This window comes from Pseudarthrobacter sp. RHLT1-30-1 (assembly GCF_059383415.1).
Genome location: NZ_JBWZCG010000004.1, coordinates 135,334 through 153,925, shown reverse-complemented (window position 1 = coordinate 153,925; position 18,592 = coordinate 135,334). Strand labels below are relative to the sequence as shown.

The window sequence follows — 18,592 nt, the reverse complement described above, 5'->3', positions numbered from 1 at the left end:
GTCGTTTTAGCGTTCTGGCAGGCCCGGCGCCGGGTGTAGCTTGGCCTGATGCTGACCATTGGCTCGATCGTCATCAGGGTGGACAACCTCGAACGCCAACTGCGTTTCTGGCAGGCCGCACTGGGCTACGAACTGCGGCACGAGCCAATCGACGACTTTGCCATCCTGCAGCCGCCGGGCGGCGCCGGCACGTGCGTCTCCCTGGACCGCGTCCCAGCTGCCGTCCAGGTTCCCCCGCGCCTGCATCTGGACCTATATACGGACCAGCAGGACGCCGAGGTCCAGCGGCTCCTGGCCCTGGGCGCCACCCGGGTCGAGTGGAGCAAGCGGCCGGCGGATGCGGACTACGTGATCGTTGCCGACCCGGAAGGCAACCGCTTCTGCGTCGTGGACACCGCGCGCGACAACTCCGGGCCGCGTCGCAGCAGCCCGGCGCTTAGCCGCCCAGCACCACGTTCACCGGCGGTTCGCCCGCCAGCATGAGCTCGATCTGCCGCTGGACGAGCTTTCCCATCCGCGGACGCATGGCCGAACTCGCCCCGCCCACATGCGGGCTGATGATGACGCCGGGAATTCCCCACAGCGGGTGGTCCTGCGGCAGCGGCTCGGGATCGGTGACGTCCAGGGCGGCACGGACCCGGCCGCTGGCGGTGTGCCGGACCAGGGCCTCGGTGTCCGCGACCGGTCCGCGGGCCACGTTGACGACCAGCGCGCCGTCGGGCATGGCCGAGAGGAACGCGTCGTCGATCAGGTGGCGGGTGGCGTCGCTGAGCGGCACGCCGACGACCACGATGTCGTGCTCCGGCAGCAGGGTAAGCAGCTCCGCGATGCCGTGGACGTGGCCCCGCGGGTCCGTCCGTTCCCGGCTGGCCACCCGGGTCACGGTGGTTTCGAAGGGCAGCAGCCGGTCCTCGATCGCCTTGCCGACGCCGCCGTAGCCGACGATCAGCACACGCCGGTCCGCCAGGCTGGCGGTGGGCCGGGTCTCCCAGCGGCCCTCCTGCTGGTTCTGCATCAGCCGCGGGAGCTCGCGCTGGCTGGCCAGGATCAGCGCCAGGGCCATCTCGGCGGTGGAGGTTTCGTGGACGCTGGCGGCGTTGGCGTACACCCGGCCCGCGGGCAGCCACTCCGTGACGCCGTCGTAGCCGATCGACTGGCTCTGCACGAGCCCGGTTTCCACGCCTGTCAGGCCGCGCAGGACCTGCATGCCGCCCATGTAGGGCGGGACCACGATGTCGAGCCGCGGCGTGGGCGGTTCCCCGGACAGGTCCCATTCCAGGACGGTGACGTCGGGGTGGGGCTGGAGGTATTCACGCAGGGTCGCGTCGGGCAGGCTGACAGTAATTTTCCTCGGCATAGCTGCCAGCCTAATGGTGCTTGGGCCGTCTGGTGCTGCTTACGGGGCAGTCCGTGTCACCGATCCGGTCCGGTCCCGGCCGGGAGTTTTCCCTCAGCTTTGTGTTGCCCCGCGCGGCTTTTGGACATGCCCTCCGGCCGGGCATAGATTGCAGGAAACCCTCTCTGTGACGTGAAAGGTCCTGCACCATGAACACCTCGGGTTCACCCCGTCCGGCCGCCCGCTCCCTGAACGCCAGGGGGAAGCTTCTCCTGGTCTGGGCGGCCACTGCCCTGGTGCTGCTGGGCGCGGCTAGCGTCGCCGTCGTCCGCACCATGCCGGCCACCGGGACGGACTTCATCGCAGGCCCGCAGGACCCGTGGCAGGAGGCCGCCGTTGCCCGGGACACCAAAGCCGAGGAGACGCAGGCCCCGCGGGCCGCCGTCGACCTTGACGCCGAGATCGGACGGATCCTGGCCGCGAACCCCAACTACCGGATCGGCGTCGCGCTGGCGGATACGCACGACGGCGAGCTGCGCAGCTACGGCGACGGCACCGAGTTCGTCGCCGCCAGCACCGCCAAGATCATCACGGCGGCCGCCTACTACCATCTGGTGGAATCCGGCGAGAAGTCGCTGGACGTGCCGCTGGGGAGCTACGACGCCGCCTTCCAGGTCAAGGCCATGGTCAACGCCAGCAGCAACGACGCCTGGCTGCTGCTGATGCAGGACATCGGCTACCCCAAGCTGATCGAATACGCCGCGTCCATCGGGATCAGCTACGACCCCGAACAGAACCTGCTGACCCCGGCCGAGATGTCGGGCCTGCTCAAACAGCTCTCCACCGGGAAACTGCTCAACGCCGAGCACACGGAGGAGCTGCTGGGCTACATGCAGAAGACCAACAACGAACGCCTCATCCCGGCCGGCATCTCCCCGGAGATCACGGTGCAGCACAAGTACGGCGAGCTGGGGGGCTATGTCCACGACGCGGCCCTGCTGACCTCCGGCGAGCGCTCGTACTCACTGGCCATCTACACCTGGGGCGAGGACGGCGAGAGCGAGGCGCGCCTGGCCATGATCCACGAGCTGGCGGACGTCGTGGGCCGGGACCTGCTGGAGTAGCTGCCGGATTTTTTGCTGAAGCAGGCGGGAGCAAGCGGCGATCGTTGCCGGCGTCGTCGTTAATGGGCAAAGCCCCCGCTGCACGAGGTGCAGCGGGGGCTTGCGTCCGAACTGGAGAGCCGGGTCTTAGCGGCCGAAGAGCTTGGCGAAGAAGCCCGTTTTGGTGCTGACTTCACCCTCGTGACCCTTGCAGCGGTCGGCGCTCTTGACGCCCCGCATGACCTGGTCAACGTGCTGGCCGCAGCCGGCCCAGGTGGTCTTCCCGCACTTCTTGCATGCAACCTGTCGGCACATCTGGTTCTCCTTGGTTGGTCGGTCGGTAATTAGAACTATACCCCCAGGGGTATGCTCGCGAGAAATCCGGCTGGCGGGAACACCCTGTTGCGTGGCCGCGTTGGTTCCGTACAGTGGCACGAGGGCCGGGCCGCTCCTGCACGAACTTATTTTCCGAACCGTACCGAGAGGACTGCTGACATGGCTTACATCAAAGTTGGAACCGAGAACAGCACCGACATCGAGCTGTACTACGAAGACCACGGGAGCGGGCAGCCGGTGGTCCTGATCCACGGGTACCCGCTGGACGGATCGTCGTGGGAGAAGCAGACCACCGCCCTGCTGGGCGCCGGATACCGGGTCATCACCTACGACCGCCGCGGCTTCGGCCAGTCCAGCAAGCCCACCGACGGCTACGACTACGACACCTTCGCCGCCGACCTAAACTCCCTGCTCACGAGCCTGGACCTGAACGACACCGTCCTCGTGGGCTTCTCGATGGGAACCGGCGAGGTGGGCCGGTACCTTGGCACCTACGGTTCGGCCCGGGTGGCGAAGGCCGTGTTCCTCGCCTCCCTGGAGCCCTACGTGCTGCAGGCCGACGACAACCCCGGCGGCGTCCCACAGTCGGTGTTCGACGGCCTGCTGGAAGCCGTGACGGCCGACCGGTATGCGTTCTTCACCGAATTCTTCAAGAACTTCTACAACAGCGACACTTTCCTCGGCACACCCCGGCTCAGCGAGGAAGTCATGCGGGCCGGCTGGAACCTCGCGACCTCGGGCGGCGCCACCGCGTCGGCAGCCGCGCAGCCGACCTGGCTGACCGATTTCCGCGCCGACATCCCCAAGATCGACGTCCCCGCGCTGATCGTGCACGGCACCGCGGACCAGATCCTGCCGATCGACGTCACGGGGCGGCCGTTCACCAAGGCCCTGCCCAGTGCCGAGTACGTGGAGATCGACGGCGCCCCGCACGGCATGATCTGGACCCACGCCGCCGAGGTCAACGAAGCGCTGCTGGGGTTCCTGGCGAAATAGCGCCCCTCGGCTGGGGCTGTCCTGGCCGTGGCCGGGGCTAGGGGCGGGGCGGGGCCGGGGCCGGGGCCAGAGCGGGCCTGGGCCGTCCGAGGGCACTACGCCACGAAACGCCGGCCGCCGTCGTACAGCCACGCCTGTGCCTCTTGCTCATGCGTCACCGCGGGCGGAGGATTGAGGAACGGGGTCCCCCACTTTCCGTGGGCGGGCGCCGACTCCCCGCAAAGCACGGGCGAGCAAATTGACGCTGGAGGGGATGCCGCCGCCGTGAATGCGGTGTGCCGCGGTGTGAGCATGGCGGGCAGACTCTGCCCAGCGCTGCAGATTCGAATCCCTCGGCAGAAGAACGAAAACAATGTCCATCATCAATTCACCAAAAAAATCCCGCCCCATCGCGGCCAAGATCGTACTGATCCCGGCCGTCACCCTGGGGCTCATCGGGGGCCCTGTTGCCTTGGCCGGACCAGCCACCGCATCAACCTCCGAACGCGGCTGCACAGTGGATCCGCTGAAGCCCACCAAACACAACGACAGGGTGGACTTCCGGATCCGCGTGGACTGCAATGGCAACAAAACCTTCAGGTCCGGCAACTGCGCTTCGAAGACGACCACCGCGGACGTGACGACCTGCTCGGGAAGACCAAGTTCGAGGAGTCCTTCGACCGCCATGACGACTCCGCGACGCTGCACGGCTACGCCTGGAGCCGGGGCCTCGACGAGGTCTACCAGCTGGTTTCCTTCCGCGTCCGTAGCGGCAACAGCGACAACTGGTCCGATTGGACCCGCTGGGAAGAGAGCGACACGGCCAGGGTCGGTCACTGACCGGTCCGCAGGCCAGTCGGACAGGAGAGCCAGGGGACATGTCCCCTGGCTCTCCTTTTGTATGCGTTTCCGTCCGCTGCGCCGAGGCACCGGCACGCGGCGGGAGTGGCGCCGTCGCGGCATTGCCCCATACCGTCCGGGGGCACTTCGACACGAACTGCCGGGCGAAAGCCGTCCAGGTCGCCGCCCGCCTGCCGCGAAGTGCCCCCGGACCGCAGACCGGTTTCCCTGACTGCCGAGCGGAGCCCCGGATCGGGCTGGCTTCCCCCTGGACCGGGCCGGCTCCGGCGGCCCGCAGGGCAGTCGGACAGGAGAGCCAGGGGGCATGTCCCCTGGCTCTCCTTGGGGGCCGGCGGGACCTAGAACAAGGCGTCCGCCACGACCGTCGTGATCTGCCGGATGACTTCGGTCCGCTCCGGGACGCTGCCCAGGTCGTCACCCTTGGTGTAGACCACGAGGGCGTAGGCGTGGCCGTCCCTGGCGAGGATGCCGGCGTCGTGCAGTTCCCCGCCCAGCAGGCCGTACTTGTGGAAGACGGTGATGTCTGCGGGGGCGGCGGCCGGGATCAGGGTTTCATAGTTGGTGTCCTGCATGAGGGACAGCAGCTGCGCGGTGTGCTCCGCATTGAGCAGCGTCCCGGAGTAGAGGCCGGCCAGGACGCGGGCCATCTCCGCGGGGGTGAGGGTGTTGCTGGTGGGGGCGTAGTCCACCCCGAGGGAGGCCGCGTACTCCGTGAGCTCGGCGTGGCCCACGGCGTCCATGATCAGGGTCCAGGAGTCGTTGTCGCTCTGGTTGATCATCGCGCGCAGCTGGAACTCCGCGGTGTAGGCCCCCAGCGGATCGTCGAGCGAGGCTGCCCCGGTTTCCACAAGGTGGTAATAGGCCTCGGCGGCCAGAACCTTGGCCGTGCTGGCAGCGACGAACGCGGCCGGGACACCGTATTCGGTGGACAGCCGCGTCCGCGTCGGCGCCGTCCGACAGGTCCAGGAGCGCGACGCCGATCTGGTATTCCGAGTTGGCGTCGATGATGACGTTGATGTCGGCCGCGAGTTCCGCATCGATGGCTCCCCCGGCAGGCGCAACGGCCGTTGCGGCGGCAGCCGACACCGACGTTTGGCTGCTCGGTACCTGGCCGTCCGTCCCCGACGTTGCCGACGACGACGACGAGCCGAGCGTCTGGCCCGCCGGCTGGACAGCCGCCGTCGAACCGGCCTGCGCGGAATGGACACCGGCGCCGAGCGCCACCGCTAGAGCCGCGGCACACAGCGCCATCAGGAGCGCCCGGGTCCGGCGGAAGGCCCGGGAGCGCGGCCGTAAGCCCGGGTTCCCGGGTTGACGGTCACTGGGCTGCTGTGGCGTGCGCTCTTCCATAGCTGTCCAAGCTAGCCGCGCCAGCTATGCCGGAGCTATGAAAGAGCTGTAACCACCCAGCAGTGCGGCTAGGTCTACTCGTCCCACATGCCGGTGTCCGCGGCGTCTTCCGGTTTGTCCTCCGCCTCCGGATCCCCGGACCCGACATAGCCGGCGGGAACCGTCCCCGCGGCCTGGGTCAGCTGTTCCTCACGGATGTTCCCCGTGCGGCCGGGTTCGGCGTGCGGTTGTTGGACTTCGACGGCTTCGCGGGATTCGACGGCGTCCGGGTCGCCCGGGCCGCGCAGTCCGGCCGGATCGGTGCCGGGTTCTATCGGTTCACTCACAACACTGCCTTTCATCCGCGGATCAGGTCCTTCCCACACTAACGTGGGGAGCGGAATGGCTGCGAGATGTCGGCAAAACCCGGCTCCGCGGACGCCGGCACCGAAACCCGAGGACCTGTTTATGCATCTGTCACAGTTCAACGCGGCAGGCCGCGCCGAGGCTGCCGAGGCCCTGCGCCCCTGCCTGGGCATCCAGCGCTGGATCGACGAACTCGTCGACCGGCGCCCCTATTCCAGCCGCGACGCACTTCTCCAGGCGTCCCGCACGGCAGCCAACCCGTTCACCCCGGCGGAAGTCGACGCAGCGCTGTCCCACCACCCGCGGATCGGCGAGCGTGCAAGGGGAAGCAGCATCGAAGCCAGGCTGTCCCAGGCGGAACAGGCCGGACTCGGCGAGGCTGACGCCGCCGTCGCGCAGGCCCTGGCGGAAGGCAACCGGGCCTACGAGGAGAAGTTCGGGCAGGTCTTCCTGATCCGCGCGGCCGGCCGCAGCCGCGGGGAGATCCTGGCCGCGCTCAGGACCCGGCTCGCCCACACGCCGGGCAAAGAGCAGGAAATCATTGGCGAGCAGCTGCGGGAAATCGCAGTGCTCCGGTTGGAAGGGCTGATCGGCGAATGAGCATGTCCCACGTCACCACCCATGTGCTGGACACCGGCACCGGCAAACCCGCGGCGGACGTCCCCGTAACCCTCTCCGGGCTCGACGGCGGGCGGTGGGTCCAGCTTGCCGAGGGCACCACCGACGCCGACGGGCGCATCAAACAGCTCGGCCCGGAGCGGCTGCCCTCGGGTACCTACCGCCTGGCCTTCGACACAGGAAGGTACTTCGCGGCCAAAGGCACCGAGACGTTCTTCCCGGAAGTGACGCTTACCTTTGGCGTGGTCGAGACCGAGGCGCACTACCATGTGCCGCTCCTGCTCAGCCCGTTCGCCTACTCCACCTACCGCGGCAGCTGAGCGCACCGCCGTCGGGCGTTAGGGTGGGCAAATGAGCGAGACTGCAACACCACGCACGACGGCGGTGCTGCTGGCCGCCGGCGCCGGGACGCGGCTGGGGCTCGGGCCCAAGGCGTTGCTCCGGTTCCGCGGCCGCACGCTCGTGGAAGTCCTGGCGGATGTCCTGCTCGCCGGCGGCTGCCGCGAAGTGGTGACGGTGCTCGGTGCGGACGCGGCAAGGGTCCGGGCCGCCACCGACCTCAGCCGGCACCGGGTTATCGACAACCCGGACTGGGACTCCGGGATGGGCAGCTCGTTCCGGCTGGGAGTTGCCGCGGCCGCCCGGACGGACGATGTGCTTATCGCGCTGGTGGACCAGCCGGGTCTGGCCCCGGAGATTGTCGCCCGCCTGCTGGCAGCCCACCGGTCGGGCCGGGTCACGGCTGCCGCCTACCGCGGACCGGGCGGGAAACTCCTGCGCGGGCATCCGCTGCTGCTGGATTCCGCCCTCCGCGCCGCAGCCGCAGAAACGGCAACCGGCGACGCCGGCGCGCGCTTTTTCCTCCAGGCGCACCCGGAACTGATCGACCTCGTGGACTGCAGCGACCTCTCCGGCGGCGAGGACCTCGACTCCCCCGACCAGCTGCACCTGCTCGGCTAGCCCCGCCCGGACGCCACGCCAGTCCCAACGCGGGGTCAGCTCCGGCCCATTAGCCCCCTCCGGATGGGCCCGGTCTGACCCCGCGTTGGACGAAAGAGTCTCGACTAACGAAACTGCGCCAAGACACGGATTGGTGCCGGGCTGAAGTCCGAGCCCTCGGTGAATCCCATCGCTTCGTAGAAGGCGCGCTGGCAAGTCCGCCCAGCCCACCGCCGTCGTTCCGGGCCGTGACGACGAACGAGGAGCTTCGGACCGCCCTGATGAGCAGTTCCGGGTCCGCAGTGTAAGCGGACCAGCCCACCGACGCGTACACGGACAGAACCTCGGCGTCGGAGAAGTCGCTGGACGTCGAGACGATGAACCCGGACATCGGACCCGTGTCGCACGGCAGCTCCGCCTGACCCCGGCAACTCCGCAAACGACTTACGGCACGACGCCGGCCGCGAGCAGCTCCTGCAGTCCCCGCTTGAAACCGGACCGACCCCCATGGGCGGGATGCCTGATTTTCCTTGCGTCCAGGCCGCTGCGCTGCAGGCTGCGGTGCGCCACATTGCCCACCGCCACCACCGTTTCGATGGCGAACTCCTCAATCAGCGCCTGCCAGAACGGGGTTCCCAGCGCAGCTTCGGCCGCCGCCGGGGTGCGGTTGGACAGCGGCCGCCCGGGCACGTGGGTATGCCAAGGGCAGGCACTCCAGAGCAGGGGAAGGAAGTCCAACTCCGCCAGCACCTCCCACATCACCGTCGCCGTCGGCTCCGCCGCAACTCCCGCAGCTTCGGCCGGCAGCACATAGGCCTTGCCTGGCCCGAACAGCCCGAAACTGTTGGCCGGACCCTCGAACATCGTGCGGTTGGTAAAGGGAACCCCGGTGATCCTCATGCCCCTGAAACCGGGGGCTTCCCCCAGCAGCAGCACCTTCGGGGAGCGGTCCAGCATTTCCTGCAAATAGATGGCCAGGTTCCGGCGGCGCTGCGCATTACCCGGCACGGTGTGATCGAAGAAGTTGGTGCACCCGGGCCCTGTTGCCACGGCCGCGAGCCGGTCCACAAAGCGATCAATGGAGGATGAGGTCATTCCGGCCCGTCCCCTTTCGCAGCTCATAAGTCCCAGTGGGTAGGTCAATCAGATCATCCCGGCCGCTTTGCCCCGCCGCGGTACCCTTCTCCGCCTCCGGCACAGGCGGCGGTGCCGCCATAGCATTGGGGCATGACGGACATGACCATCTTCACGGTGGGGCACTCCACTCACGCCATCGACGAATTCATCGGCCTCCTGAAAGCCCACGGCATCAGGAAACTGATCGATGTCCGCACCATCCCCAAGTCCCGGCACAATCCGCAGTTCAACGGCGACGCCCTGGCCGCGAGCGTGCGCTCCCACGGCATCACCTACCGCCGGATGGAGTCCCTCGGCGGCCTCCGGCACGCCCGGCAAGACAGCCCCAACGGTGCCTGGCGGAACGCGTCCTTCCGCGGATACGCGGACTACATGCAGACCGAAGAATTCGCCAGGGCCATCGGCCAGCTGGTGGAACGCGGGCGGACCAACAACTCGGCGATCATGTGCGCTGAAGCTGTCCCCTGGCGCTGCCACCGGTCGCTGATCGGTGACGCGCTGCTGGTCCGGAACGTCGAGGTTCTGGACATCATGACGGAGAAGTCTGCCAAACCCCACACCCTGACCCCCTTTGCCCGGGTTGAAGGACAGCGGATCTGGTATCCCGCAGAACCGTAACGCCCGCCAGCCCAACCACAACGCGGGGTCACTTTCGGCCGATAAAACCCGCCACGATGGGCCCGATCTGACCCCGCGTTGCGGTGTGGGAGGGGCTACCAGCGCGGGTGGATCGACTCGCGGAAGTAGCGGTCGTAGATTTCGTGGACGCCGACGTCGAACGTTGCGTCAATGCCCCGGACCTCCGCCGCGGCGGCGTTGGCGCGCGCCTGGTCCATGTTCCGCGCACCGGGAATCACCGTGCTGACCCCGTCCTGCGCCGCGATCCAGGCGATGGCCGCCTGGGCGGGAGTGACGCCGTCGGGCACTAATTCCTCGAACTCGGCCGCCGCCTTGAGGCCCTGCGCGAAGTCGACGCCGGAGAAGGTCTCCCCGACGTCGAACGCCGAGCCGGTGCGGTTGAAGTTCCGGTGGTCGTCCGCCGCGAACGACGTGTCCTCGGTGTATTTGCCGGAGAGCAGCCCCGAGGCGAGCGGCACGCGGGCGATGATGCCGACGCCGGCAGCCTCCGCCGCGGGCAGCACCTCGTCCAGCGGCTTGAGCCGGAAGGCATTGAGGATGATCTGCACGGTCGCCGTGCCTACGTGCCGCATCGCCTCGAGGGCTTCGTCGGTCCGCTCCACGCTGACGCCGTAGTTCCGGATCGCCCCCTCCGCCACCAGGGTGTCCAGCGCGTCGTACACTTCGGCGCTGCTGTACACGGCGGTGGGCGGGCAGTGCAGCTGGACCAGATCCAGCCGCTCGACGCCCAGGTTGCGCCGGGACCGGTCCGTCCACTCGCGGAAGTTGGCGAGGTTGTAGTGCTCCGGCCGCTGCTCCACCCGGCGGCCCATCTTGGTGGCCACCGTGAGCTCCAGGCCGGGGTTGTCCGCCAGGAACGCCCCGATCGCCTGCTCGCTGCGGCCGTCGCCGTAGACGTCCGCGGTGTCGAAGAACGTGACACCGGCCTCCACCGACGCGGCGAGGATGACCTGCGCCTGTGCGGGATCCACATTGCCCCAGTCCGCGCCCAGCTGCCAGGTCCCCAGCCCGACAATGGAGACGTTCCGTCCGGTCTTGCCCAAGATTCGCTGTTCCATCATCCGACTATAGGCCGGGACGGAAACGCGGGGTCAGCTAGCGCCCAAAAAACCCCTCAACATGGGCCGTAGCTGACCCCGCGTTGGTGTTGGTTGGTGTCAGTCGGAGGGGAGTTGGCGGCGGGCCTCCTGCAGGGCCAGGTAGATCGTGTCCCGGGCGATCGGCAGCTCCGCGAACCTCACCCCGGTGGCGTTCCGGATGGCGTTGGCCAGGGCCGGCGCCACCGGATTGAACGGGCTTTCGCTCATGGACTTCGCGCCCAGCGGGCCCAGTTTGTCGGACGTGTCGGCGAAGTACACCTCGCTGCGTGGCACGTCGGCGAAGGTCGGGATGTGGTACTGCCGGAGGATGTCTGTGGTGACCCGGCCGGCGTCGTCGACCCTGACTTCCTCATACAGCGCGGCACCCAGCGCCTGCGCGATGCCGCCCTCGATCTGCCCGCGGCACTGCCTCGGGTTGACCACCACGCCGGCGTCGGCCGCCTGGACGCTCTGCAGGATCCGCAGCTCCCCGGTCCCGGTGTTCACGGCCACCCGGAAACCGTGAACGTTGAACGCCACCGACCGCGGCGTCCCGCCCCAGCGCCCCTCGCCGGAAAGCTCGACGCCGGCCGCGGCGGCGGTGTCGAACAGTTCCGCCAGCGGCACCCGGGTTCCCCCGCAGACGACGGCGTCGCCGTCGAGCACGCAGCCGGAGACCTGGACCTGCCGGGTGCCGGCGGCGAAGGCGCGGATCCGCACGGCCAGTTCCTCGGCCGCGGCCAGTGTCGCCTTCCCGGCGACGACGGTCCCGGCCGAGCCGAAAGCGCCGGAATCGTGGTCCACGAGGTCGGTGTCGGACTGACGGAGCGTGATCCGGTCCGCGGTGGTGGACAGGGCGGTGGCGGCGAGCTGGACATGCACCGTGGTGGTGCCGCTGCCAAACTCCGCGGTCCCGACGTCGACCTGGTAGTTGCCGTCGGGCAGGACCCGGATCCTGGAATGCGCGAAGTGGCCGCGCGGCGGGACGGTGTCGATCATGGACAGCGCCGAGCCCTCCCCGGTGACCCAGTCCGGGCCGAGGTCCGCCAGCCCGGCGTCGCGGTAGCGTTCCCGGCCGCGCGCCAGGGCGTCCTCCACCAGCTTCGTGCACTGGTCCAGCCCGTAGCTGCCGTAGAGCACGTCCTCCTGCGGGTCGGGCTGGGTGGAGAGCATGTCGTCGCCCTCGCGGACCATGTTGCGGCGGCGGAATTCCATCGGGTCCATGCCGATTCCGGTGGCGAGTTCGTCGACGGCGGACTCGATCGCGAAGATCATCTGGCTCAGCCCGTAGCCGCGGAAGGCCCCGGACGGGACCGTGTTGGTGTAGACCGCATGGGCGTCGACCTTCTTGTTGGCGCAGTTGTAGACGCCCAGGGACTCGCCGCAGCCGTGGAACATCACGCCCACGGAATGGTTTCCGTAGGCGCCCGCGTTGGTCAGCACCTCCAGCTGCAGGGCCGTCAGCCTGCCGTCCGCGCTGGCGGCGGCCTTGAGCCGGATGGTGAACGGGTGCCGGACGGTGGACGCGGTGAACTGCTCGGTGCGGGTGAATTCGAGCTGCACCGGGCGCCGAAGTTTCAGTGCGGCGAGCGCGACGATGTCCTCGGTCAGGACCTCCTGCTTGCCGCCGAAGCCGCCGCCGACCCGTCCCGCGACGACCCGGATCCGGTCCTCCGGCAGGCCGAAAACCCGGCCGAGGGTGCGCCGGACCAGGAACGGCACCTGGCTGGAGGTGCGCACCTGGAGCCGGCCGGCGTCGTCGACCGAGGCGATGGCGGCGTGGGTTTCCAGCGCGGTGTGCTGCACCCGCTGCGTGCGGTAGGTCTGCTCGTGGATAAAGTCCGCGGCGGCGAAGGCCGCGGCGACGTCGCCCAGTTCGGAGTGCAACTCGGCCACGACGTTCTGTTCGGGCCGGCGGATCCGGGCGGTGACGGCGTCCTTGTCCCCGTGGACCAGCGGGGCCCCGGGACGCATCGCCTCCTGCGGGGTGAACACGGCGTCCAGCAGCTCGTACTCCACCTTTAGGGCCCGGACGCCGGCTTCCGCCGCGGCGACGGTGTCGGCGACGACGGCGGCGACCCGCTGTCCGACGAAGCGGACGACGTCGTCCAGCACCCGCGTGTCGTCCGGGTCGTCGGTGAAGAGCTCGTGCTGCGCGGTGGAAAACAGCTGCGCGGGTGCGTCCTCGTGGGTGAAGACGGCCTCAACTCCGGGAACCTCCAGGGCGTCGGTGGAATCGATGGAGCGCACGCGGGCGTGCGGGTGCGGCGAGCGCAGGAGTTTCAGGTGCAGGAGCCCGGGAAGCTCCGACGCCGGGACGTCCAGCGTGTAGCGCGCCGCGCCGGTGACGATTCCCCGGCTGGCGGGCGCCGGGACGTCGTCGCCGAGCTGCCCGGGACGCGGCTCGGGCAGGCCGGGCCCCGGCCCGAGCTGCCCGGGCCCCGGCCCGGGCTGGCCGGGCCCCGCGATCCCGGATCCCGGGCCTTCCGGATCCGGATGCCCGGATTCACCGTGCTCGGCCTCGCCGCGGACGGCGTCCGCGATGGCCCGGTAGCCGGTGCAGCGGCAGAGGTTGCCCTTGAGGTTCCGTGGCAGGTCGGCCTTCTGTTCCTCATCGAAGGTGGCCGCCGTCATCACCATGCCGGCAGTGCAGAAACCGCACTGGAAGCCCTGCCGGTCCAGGAACTGCTGCTGCATGGGGTGCAGGGCGGCGGCGGTTCCGGCGCCGGCGAGGCCCTCCACCGTGGTAACGGCCCGACCTTCAGCGCGGACCGCGGGGTAGATGCAGCTGTGCACGGGCACGCCGTCCACGTGGACGGTGCAGGCACCGCAGTCGCCGCCGTCGCAGCCTTTTTTCACGCCGAAGTTGCCCTGCTCCCGCAGGAACGTCCGCAGGCACTGCCCGGGTCTCGGGTCGGCCTGGGCGGCGGCGCCGTTGATCTCGATAGCCATGCTCAGGCCCCTTCCTGCGGCGGCCGGGCCGGCGCTGGTGTGCGACGAGGCGGCCAGAAGTCGCCGGACACGTGTGCTGCGGTCCCCGCCGGGACCGCCAGCTCGGCGCGGATTTCCTCGGCGAGCCGGTAGGTCATGTCCTTGCGCCAGGCCGGCAACCCGTGGACGTCGTCGTGATAGAGGTCGTCCGGGATGGCGGCGTCCAGCGCCGCGGAGAGTGCGGCGGGTGCGGGTACTGCCCTGGGGCCCGCAGCGTTTTCGCCTGCCTTGGCGGCAGCATCCCCCAGACGCAGCTGCACGGGGCGCTTGGTGGCGGCGGTGACGGTGAGGACCAGTCCGCCGTCGGCGTCGAGCCGGCCGATCAGCAGCACGCCGGACCGGCCCAGGTTGCTCAGCGACAAGCGGCGGAAGGCCACCCGCGAGGCAAGGGCCGACGCCGGAAGGTGGACACTGCGCAGCAGCTCCCCGGGTGCCAGGCAGTTGCGTCCGTCCCCCGTGACGAAGTCGAGCACAGGAACGGTGCGACGGGTGCCGCCCGGACCGAGCACGGTGGCCTCGCCGTCCAGTGCCACGCAGAGCGAGATCATGGGTCCGGCCGGCAGGGAGGTGCAGAGGTTGCCTCCCACGGTGGACATGTTCCAGACCTTGAATGACGCCACGAACGAGTCGCAGCACGGCCGGATCAGCTCCAGCGCAGGCCAGGGGCCCGCGTGCGTCCGGCCTGTTTCGCTGCCGGGCAGTGCATACAGCTCGGCGATGGTGCAGGTGGCCGCGAGCTCGATCCCGGCTTCGGACACGGTGACAGCCGGCCAGCCCGCGGAGCCGAGGTCGAGCAGCCGCCGGAGCGGTTCCGCGCCGAAAGCGAAGCTGCCGTAGGAAAACAGCACGGTGCCGCCGGCCAGCCAGGCGTCGCCGGCCTGCCAGTCGGCCGGATCCGTCGTGCGGACCACGGCCTCGATGGTGTTCATGTCCATTGGCATCTCCTGGTGCTGCGGGACTGCTGCTGCCGAGTGCTGCGGGGCTAGGCCTATCGGGGCGTTGATGCTGCGTGTCGTGGTGCTGCGGCGGTGGTGAGCACATTCTCGCCCCTCACCGCGGCCGGGGAAAGAACCGCCCGGCCCCGGTGCGCCGGAAATCGCTGCGGTTTCGGACCTTTGCGCACCGGATCCCCGTCGCGCCGGTCTGAATGCGTAGCGGAATCGGCACACCGTCCGCCGCACGCACCGTCCGCCGCACGCACCGGCCGCCGGGGCTAGTAGTCCGTCCGGGTCTTCAGCCTGTGCCAGGTGGTGAAGGGCTGCAGCACGGGCGGCGCTTCCGGACCGTCGAGCACCAGTTGGTGCACGCGCAGGACGGACTCGGGCCGGTTGTTCTCGAAGTACTCGTAGAACGCGGCGTCGTCGAATCCGACAGAAGCCGCGTCGTGGCGGTCGGCGGCGAAGACCACCCGGGTCACGCGGGCCCACAGGGCGGAGGCCAGGCACATGGGGCACGGTTCGCAGCTGCTGTAGAGCGTGGCTCCGCTGAGCACGAACCGGCCCAGTTCAGTGCAGGCCAGGCGGATCGCTGTGACCTCGGCGTGGGCGGTCGGATCGTTGGTGGCGGTGACGCGGTTGACGCCGTCGAACGATCTTCCGTCCGCGGTCACGATAATGGCACCGAAGGGCCCTCCGCGGTTCATCACGTTGGCCGTGGCAAGCTCGATGGACCGGACAAGATACGCCTGGTCGGTGACGATGACAGTCATGATGACACTCCCTGGTGCTGTGGAAGCCGGTACCACCTGTCGAAAAACGAAATGCCAGTTCCGCCGGTTACCAGGCTTCAACGCGTGCGATGACGGTTCAGTTGTGCCTGGTAGACAGCCTCCCGAGTCCGGGTGCTCGCCTTTGACACCAGCGAGACTAACAGCGCACCGCGGGCTGCGCCATGGTTTGGAAAAGAACAATTCTGCGACAAGGGATTCGTATTTCCACGTTTTACCGCGCCGCCGGATTTCGGTGTACACGGCAGCCCGGCCGGGTTAGCCTTGGGATAATTCGTGGCCGCGGCCACGTAACCTGGGAGCAGCAGGCAGGGTCGTAATGAGCTGGCGTCAATTGGCGTCGGCTCTTTTTTGTGGGTCGGCGGAGAAAGCAACAGACGCGTAATGCGCAGGAAATTTCTTTGTGGGATTTTCATTCCACCTACCGGAAGTTGGGAACCGCACATGAACAGCAGGATCATCCTCGGGCAGAACCAGTTCGGCAAGGCCGAAGTCCGCGTCGTCAAGATCACCCGCGACAGCGCGCGCCACGAAATCGAGGACCTCAACGTCACCTCGCAACTCCGCGGCGACTTTGCCGCAGCCCACCTCGCCGGGGATAACAGCCACGTGGTGGCAACGGATACCCAGAAAAACACCATCTACGCCTTCGCCCGGGACGGTATCGGTTCCCCGGAGGCCTTCCTGCTCCGGTTGGGCGAGCACTTCACGTCGAGCTTCGACTGGGTGTCCGGCGGCCGCTGGGAGGCGGAGTCCTACCGCTGGGACCGAATCCAGGCGCACGGCGCGGCCCACGATCATTCCTTCGTGCGCAGCGGCCAGGAAGTCCGGACCGCAGTGCTGGTCCGCGACGGCGCCGACCGGCACCTCATCTCTGGGCTCAAGGACCTCACTGTGCTGAAGTCCACGCAGTCAGGCTTCGCCGGCTTCCCGCGGGACAAGTACACCACCCTGCCCGAGACCGCCGACCGGATCCTCGCCACCGACGTCGCCGCCCGCTGGCGCTTCAAAACCGGGACGGATTTCAGTTCCCTCGATTTCAACAGGAGCTATGGCGACGTCAAGGCCCTTCTGCTGGAGGCCTTCACCGAGAAGTACTCCCATGCCCTGCAACAGACCCTGTTCGACATGGGCGCCAAGGTCCTGGAAGCACATACCGAGATCGATGAAATCCGGTTCTCAATGCCGAACAAGCACCACTTCCTGGTGGACCTTTCGCCGTACGGTCTCGACAACCCGAACGAGGTGTTCTTTGCCGCCGACCGCCCCTACGGCCTGATCGAGGCGACGGTCCAGCGCGAGGACGCCGTACCCGCCGAGGCCGCCTGGTCCGGCATCGCCGGCTTCTGCTAGGAACGGGCTCCGCCGCAGCACGGAGGAATCCCAATGGGTGGCATCCAAGGCCAGGGGCGCTAGTGTGTTCGCCATGGCCACCGCGCCGGAAAAGCGTCCCGGTCATCGCCTCACGCCTGATGGGCCGCACGGTTCGCGGCCTGATACACGGCCAGGTTCGAGGCATGAACCGCAGCACGATCACAGCCTAGGAAAGGACCACAATGGCTCTCACCATTTCAGCCCACAGCCCTGTTGACCGTGCGGAGGAAATCCTCACTCCGGAGGCCCTGGCGTTCATCGAGGAACTGCACCAGCGCTTCGCCGCCACCCGCGGGGAGCTGCTCAGGGCCCGGGCGGTTAAACGCGACGAAGTCGCCCGCACCGGCCGGCTCGATTTCCTGCCGGAGACCCGCGCCATCCGTGAGGACGACTGGAAGGTCGCGCCCGCTCCGGCAGCCCTCCAGGACCGCCGGGTGGAAATGACGGGCCCGGCCGCCCCGGCCAAGATGGCGATCAATGCCCTCAACTCCGGTGCGAAAATCTGGCTCGCTGACCTCGAGGACGCCAGCACCCCCACCTGGCCCAACGTGATCGAGTCGATCCTGAACCTCCGCGACGCCGCGGTCGGCACCCTGTCCTACACGTCCCCGGAGGGGAAGGAGTACCGGCTCCGGACCGATGCCCCGCTGGCGGTCGTCGTCGCACGCCCGCGCGGCTGGCACCTGGGCGAAAAGCATCTGCTGATCGACGGCGAACACACGGTCGGCGCCCTGGTGGACTTCGGCCTGCACTTCTTCCACACCGCGAGGCAGCTGGTGGAAAACGGCCAGGGCCCGTACTACTACCTGCCCAAAATGGAGAGCCACCTCGAGGCCCGTCTCTGGAACCAGGTCTTCGTCTTCGCGCAGGACTACCTCGGCCTCCCGCAAGGCACCATCCGGGCCACCGTCCTGATCGAGACCATCCCCGCCGCGTTCGAAATGGACGAAATCCTCTACGAGCTCCGCGACCACGCCGCCGGCCTGAACGCCGGACGCTGGGACTACCTGTTCAGCATCATCAAGTACTTCCGCGACGCCGGCCCAAGCTTTGTGCTGCCGGACCGAGCCACCGTGGCCATGACCGCGCCGTTCATGCGCGCCTACACCGAGCTGCTGGTCAAGACCTGCCACCACCGCGGTGCCTTCGCGATGGGCGGCATGGCGGCCGTCATTCCCAACCGACGCGAACCCGAGGTCACGGCCCAGGCCTTCGAGAAGGTCCGCGCGGACAAGACCCGGGAGGCAAACGACGGCTTTGACGGCTCCTGGGTGGCCCACCCGGACCTGGTCCCCGTCTGCCAGGAAGTCTTCGACGCCGTCCTGGGCGATCGGCCGAACCAGCTGGACCGGCAGCGCCCGGAGGTTTCGGTCACCGCGGACCAGCTCCTGGACATCGCCTCCGCCGGCGGCACGGTCACCGAGGCGGGCCTGCGCCTGAACCTCTACGTCGCCGTCGCCTACACCGCGGTGTGGATCTCGGGCAGCGGCGCCGTCGCCATCCACAACCTGATGGAGGACGCCGCGACGGCGGAGATCTCCCGCTCGCAGGTCTGGCAGCAGATCCGCAATCAGGTGGTCCTCGCCGACACCGGCCGGACCGTGACGCGCGAGCTGGTCTCCGCGATCCTGGCCGAGGAGACTGGGAAGCTCCGCGGCGAGGTGGGCGAGGAGGCTTTCGCAACGCACTACGCGCCCGCCAGCAAGCTCATCGGCGTCCTGTGCCTCTCCGAGGACTACACCGACTTCCTCACCACCCCGGCCTACGAACTGGTGGGCTGAGC

Annotated in this window: 20 protein-coding genes; 10 read left to right on the top strand and 10 right to left on the bottom strand. The window is 68.6% G+C overall.

Translation table 11 applies throughout. From position 1 onward, the window contains the following. Positions 1 to 48 precede the first annotated feature (48 nt). A complete protein-coding gene (locus AC50YM_RS05355) occupies positions 49 to 483 on the top strand; it encodes a VOC family protein (RefSeq protein WP_494955939.1) in 435 nt (144 codons plus the stop codon). Here the strand turns inward: AC50YM_RS05355 and AC50YM_RS05350 are convergent. Next, positions 437 to 1,357, bottom strand: a complete 921-nt coding sequence (locus AC50YM_RS05350) for a 2-hydroxyacid dehydrogenase (RefSeq protein ID WP_494955938.1) — start codon at positions 1,355 to 1,357, stop codon at positions 437 to 439. The two genes, AC50YM_RS05355 and AC50YM_RS05350, sit on opposite strands and share 47 nt — an antisense overlap. A gap of 188 nt (positions 1,358 to 1,545) precedes the next feature. Here AC50YM_RS05350 and AC50YM_RS05345 point away from each other — a divergent pair, with 188 nt between their 5' ends. Beyond that, on the top strand, positions 1,546 to 2,460 hold the full coding sequence (locus tag AC50YM_RS05345; RefSeq protein WP_494955937.1) for a serine hydrolase: 915 nt from the start codon (positions 1,546 to 1,548) through the stop codon (positions 2,458 to 2,460). A gap of 126 nt (positions 2,461 to 2,586) precedes the next feature. On the opposite strand, the gene AC50YM_RS05340 is transcribed toward AC50YM_RS05345, so the two are convergent. Continuing rightward, positions 2,587 to 2,754, bottom strand: a complete 168-nt coding sequence (locus AC50YM_RS05340; protein ID WP_192815714.1) for a DUF8730 family Cys-rich protein — start codon at positions 2,752 to 2,754, stop codon at positions 2,587 to 2,589. Positions 2,755 to 2,934: 180 nt separating this feature from the next. Between AC50YM_RS05340 and AC50YM_RS05335 the strand changes: the two genes are divergently transcribed. Next, complete coding sequence (locus AC50YM_RS05335; protein ID WP_494955936.1) at positions 2,935 to 3,771, top strand: alpha/beta fold hydrolase; 837 nt, start codon at positions 2,935 to 2,937, stop codon at positions 3,769 to 3,771. Positions 3,772 to 3,918: 147 nt separating this feature from the next. On the opposite strand, the gene AC50YM_RS05330 is transcribed toward AC50YM_RS05335, so the two are convergent. Together AC50YM_RS05330 and AC50YM_RS05325 are read right to left on the bottom strand one after the other, a co-directional pair. Beyond that, entirely contained in the window at positions 3,919 to 4,437 is a 519-nt protein-coding gene (locus AC50YM_RS05330; protein WP_494955935.1) for a hypothetical protein, read from the bottom strand. 512 nt (positions 4,438 to 4,949) lie between these two features. After that, entirely contained in the window at positions 4,950 to 5,648 is a 699-nt protein-coding gene (locus tag AC50YM_RS05325; protein WP_494955934.1) for a serine hydrolase, read from the bottom strand. A 2-nt stretch (positions 5,649 to 5,650) separates the two neighbouring features. On the opposite strand from AC50YM_RS05325, the gene AC50YM_RS05320 reads away from it, so the two are divergent. Further along, complete coding sequence (locus AC50YM_RS05320; RefSeq protein WP_494955933.1) at positions 5,651 to 5,926, top strand: hypothetical protein; 276 nt, start codon at positions 5,651 to 5,653, stop codon at positions 5,924 to 5,926. A 109-nt stretch (positions 5,927 to 6,035) separates the two neighbouring features. On the opposite strand, the gene AC50YM_RS05315 is transcribed toward AC50YM_RS05320, so the two are convergent. Further along, a complete protein-coding gene (locus AC50YM_RS05315) occupies positions 6,036 to 6,287 on the bottom strand; it encodes a hypothetical protein (protein ID WP_494955932.1) in 252 nt (83 codons plus the stop codon). 121 nt (positions 6,288 to 6,408) lie between these two features. Between AC50YM_RS05315 and uraD the strand changes: the two genes are divergently transcribed. From uraD to nboR, 3 genes are read left to right on the top strand one after another with little or no spacing between them, the layout of a single operon-like run. Beyond that, the gene (gene uraD, locus AC50YM_RS05310) at positions 6,409 to 6,906 is read left to right on the top strand and encodes a 2-oxo-4-hydroxy-4-carboxy-5-ureidoimidazoline decarboxylase (protein WP_494955931.1); all 498 of its coding nucleotides are present in this window, start codon (positions 6,409 to 6,411) and stop codon (positions 6,904 to 6,906) included. Further along, complete coding sequence (uraH, locus tag AC50YM_RS05305) at positions 6,903 to 7,244, top strand: hydroxyisourate hydrolase (protein ID WP_494955930.1); 342 nt, start codon at positions 6,903 to 6,905, stop codon at positions 7,242 to 7,244. The genes uraD and uraH overlap by 4 nt, the downstream gene beginning before the upstream one ends. A gap of 31 nt (positions 7,245 to 7,275) precedes the next feature. Then, positions 7,276 to 7,884, top strand: a complete 609-nt coding sequence (nboR, locus tag AC50YM_RS05300; RefSeq protein ID WP_494955929.1) for a nicotine blue oxidoreductase — start codon at positions 7,276 to 7,278, stop codon at positions 7,882 to 7,884. A 423-nt stretch (positions 7,885 to 8,307) separates the two neighbouring features. Here nboR and AC50YM_RS05295 read toward each other — a convergent pair whose 3' ends face one another. Then, positions 8,308 to 8,958, bottom strand: a complete 651-nt coding sequence (locus AC50YM_RS05295; RefSeq protein ID WP_494955928.1) for a uracil-DNA glycosylase — start codon at positions 8,956 to 8,958, stop codon at positions 8,308 to 8,310. Between the two features lie 132 nt (positions 8,959 to 9,090). On the opposite strand from AC50YM_RS05295, the gene AC50YM_RS05290 reads away from it, so the two are divergent. Further along, the gene (locus tag AC50YM_RS05290; RefSeq protein WP_494955927.1) at positions 9,091 to 9,618 is read left to right on the top strand and encodes a DUF488 domain-containing protein; all 528 of its coding nucleotides are present in this window, start codon (positions 9,091 to 9,093) and stop codon (positions 9,616 to 9,618) included. Positions 9,619 to 9,713: 95 nt separating this feature from the next. Here the strand turns inward: AC50YM_RS05290 and AC50YM_RS05285 are convergent, their stop codons facing one another. From AC50YM_RS05285 to AC50YM_RS05270, 4 genes are all read right to left on the bottom strand, one after another. Next, positions 9,714 to 10,697 carry an aldo/keto reductase gene (locus tag AC50YM_RS05285; protein WP_494955926.1) on the bottom strand — a complete coding sequence of 328 codons (984 nt, stop codon included), beginning with the start codon at positions 10,695 to 10,697 and terminating at the stop codon, positions 9,714 to 9,716. 99 nt (positions 10,698 to 10,796) lie between these two features. Further along, complete coding sequence (locus tag AC50YM_RS05280; protein ID WP_494955925.1) at positions 10,797 to 13,670, bottom strand: molybdopterin-dependent oxidoreductase; 2,874 nt, start codon at positions 13,668 to 13,670, stop codon at positions 10,797 to 10,799. Between the two features lie 2 nt (positions 13,671 to 13,672). Continuing rightward, entirely contained in the window at positions 13,673 to 14,644 is a 972-nt protein-coding gene (locus AC50YM_RS05275; protein WP_494955924.1) for an FAD binding domain-containing protein, read from the bottom strand. A 278-nt stretch (positions 14,645 to 14,922) separates the two neighbouring features. Then, positions 14,923 to 15,417, bottom strand: a complete 495-nt coding sequence (locus AC50YM_RS05270) for a nucleoside deaminase (RefSeq protein WP_494955923.1) — start codon at positions 15,415 to 15,417, stop codon at positions 14,923 to 14,925. A gap of 462 nt (positions 15,418 to 15,879) precedes the next feature. Here AC50YM_RS05270 and pucL point away from each other — a divergent pair, with 462 nt between their 5' ends. Continuing rightward, positions 15,880 to 16,788, top strand: coding sequence for a factor-independent urate hydroxylase (gene pucL / locus AC50YM_RS05265; RefSeq protein WP_494955922.1), 909 nt, complete (start codon positions 15,880 to 15,882; stop codon positions 16,786 to 16,788). 203 nt (positions 16,789 to 16,991) lie between these two features. Continuing rightward, positions 16,992 to 18,590 (top strand): malate synthase A, encoded by a 1,599-nt coding sequence (gene aceB / locus AC50YM_RS05260; RefSeq protein ID WP_494955921.1) that lies wholly within the window; start codon positions 16,992 to 16,994, stop codon positions 18,588 to 18,590. The last annotated feature ends 2 nt before the right edge of the window (positions 18,591 to 18,592 follow it).

Bases quoted from the DNA above. Each gene is read 5' to 3' on its own strand.
- AC50YM_RS05355 (WP_494955939.1), top strand. From the start codon at position 49: ATGCTGACCATTGGCTCGATCGTCATCAGGGTGGACAACCTCGAACGC.
- AC50YM_RS05285 (WP_494955926.1), bottom strand. From the start codon at position 10,697: ATGGAACAGCGAATCTTGGGCAAGACCGGACGGAACGTCTCCATTGTC.
- uraD (WP_494955931.1), top strand. From the start codon at position 6,409: ATGCATCTGTCACAGTTCAACGCGGCAGGCCGCGCCGAGGCTGCCGAG.
- uraH (WP_494955930.1), top strand. From the start codon at position 6,903: ATGAGCATGTCCCACGTCACCACCCATGTGCTGGACACCGGCACCGGC.
- nboR (WP_494955929.1), top strand. From the start codon at position 7,276: ATGAGCGAGACTGCAACACCACGCACGACGGCGGTGCTGCTGGCCGCC.
- AC50YM_RS05345 (WP_494955937.1), top strand. From the start codon at position 1,546: ATGAACACCTCGGGTTCACCCCGTCCGGCCGCCCGCTCCCTGAACGCC.
- AC50YM_RS05335 (WP_494955936.1), top strand. From the start codon at position 2,935: ATGGCTTACATCAAAGTTGGAACCGAGAACAGCACCGACATCGAGCTG.
- AC50YM_RS05295 (WP_494955928.1), bottom strand. From the start codon at position 8,958: ATGACCTCATCCTCCATTGATCGCTTTGTGGACCGGCTCGCGGCCGTG.
- AC50YM_RS05275 (WP_494955924.1), bottom strand. From the start codon at position 14,644: ATGGACATGAACACCATCGAGGCCGTGGTCCGCACGACGGATCCGGCC.
- AC50YM_RS05330 (WP_494955935.1), bottom strand. From the start codon at position 4,437: ATGGCGGTCGAAGGACTCCTCGAACTTGGTCTTCCCGAGCAGGTCGTC.
- aceB (WP_494955921.1), top strand. From the start codon at position 16,992: ATGGCTCTCACCATTTCAGCCCACAGCCCTGTTGACCGTGCGGAGGAA.
- pucL (WP_494955922.1), top strand. From the start codon at position 15,880: ATGAACAGCAGGATCATCCTCGGGCAGAACCAGTTCGGCAAGGCCGAA.
- AC50YM_RS05325 (WP_494955934.1), bottom strand. From the start codon at position 5,648: ATGCGGAACTCGCGGCCGACATCAACGTCATCATCGACGCCAACTCGG.
- AC50YM_RS05270 (WP_494955923.1), bottom strand. From the start codon at position 15,417: ATGACTGTCATCGTCACCGACCAGGCGTATCTTGTCCGGTCCATCGAG.
- AC50YM_RS05340 (WP_192815714.1), bottom strand. From the start codon at position 2,754: ATGTGCCGACAGGTTGCATGCAAGAAGTGCGGGAAGACCACCTGGGCC.
- AC50YM_RS05350 (WP_494955938.1), bottom strand. From the start codon at position 1,357: ATGCCGAGGAAAATTACTGTCAGCCTGCCCGACGCGACCCTGCGTGAA.
- AC50YM_RS05280 (WP_494955925.1), bottom strand. From the start codon at position 13,670: ATGGCTATCGAGATCAACGGCGCCGCCGCCCAGGCCGACCCGAGACCC.
- AC50YM_RS05290 (WP_494955927.1), top strand. From the start codon at position 9,091: ATGACGGACATGACCATCTTCACGGTGGGGCACTCCACTCACGCCATC.
- AC50YM_RS05320 (WP_494955933.1), top strand. From the start codon at position 5,651: ATGGCTCCCCCGGCAGGCGCAACGGCCGTTGCGGCGGCAGCCGACACC.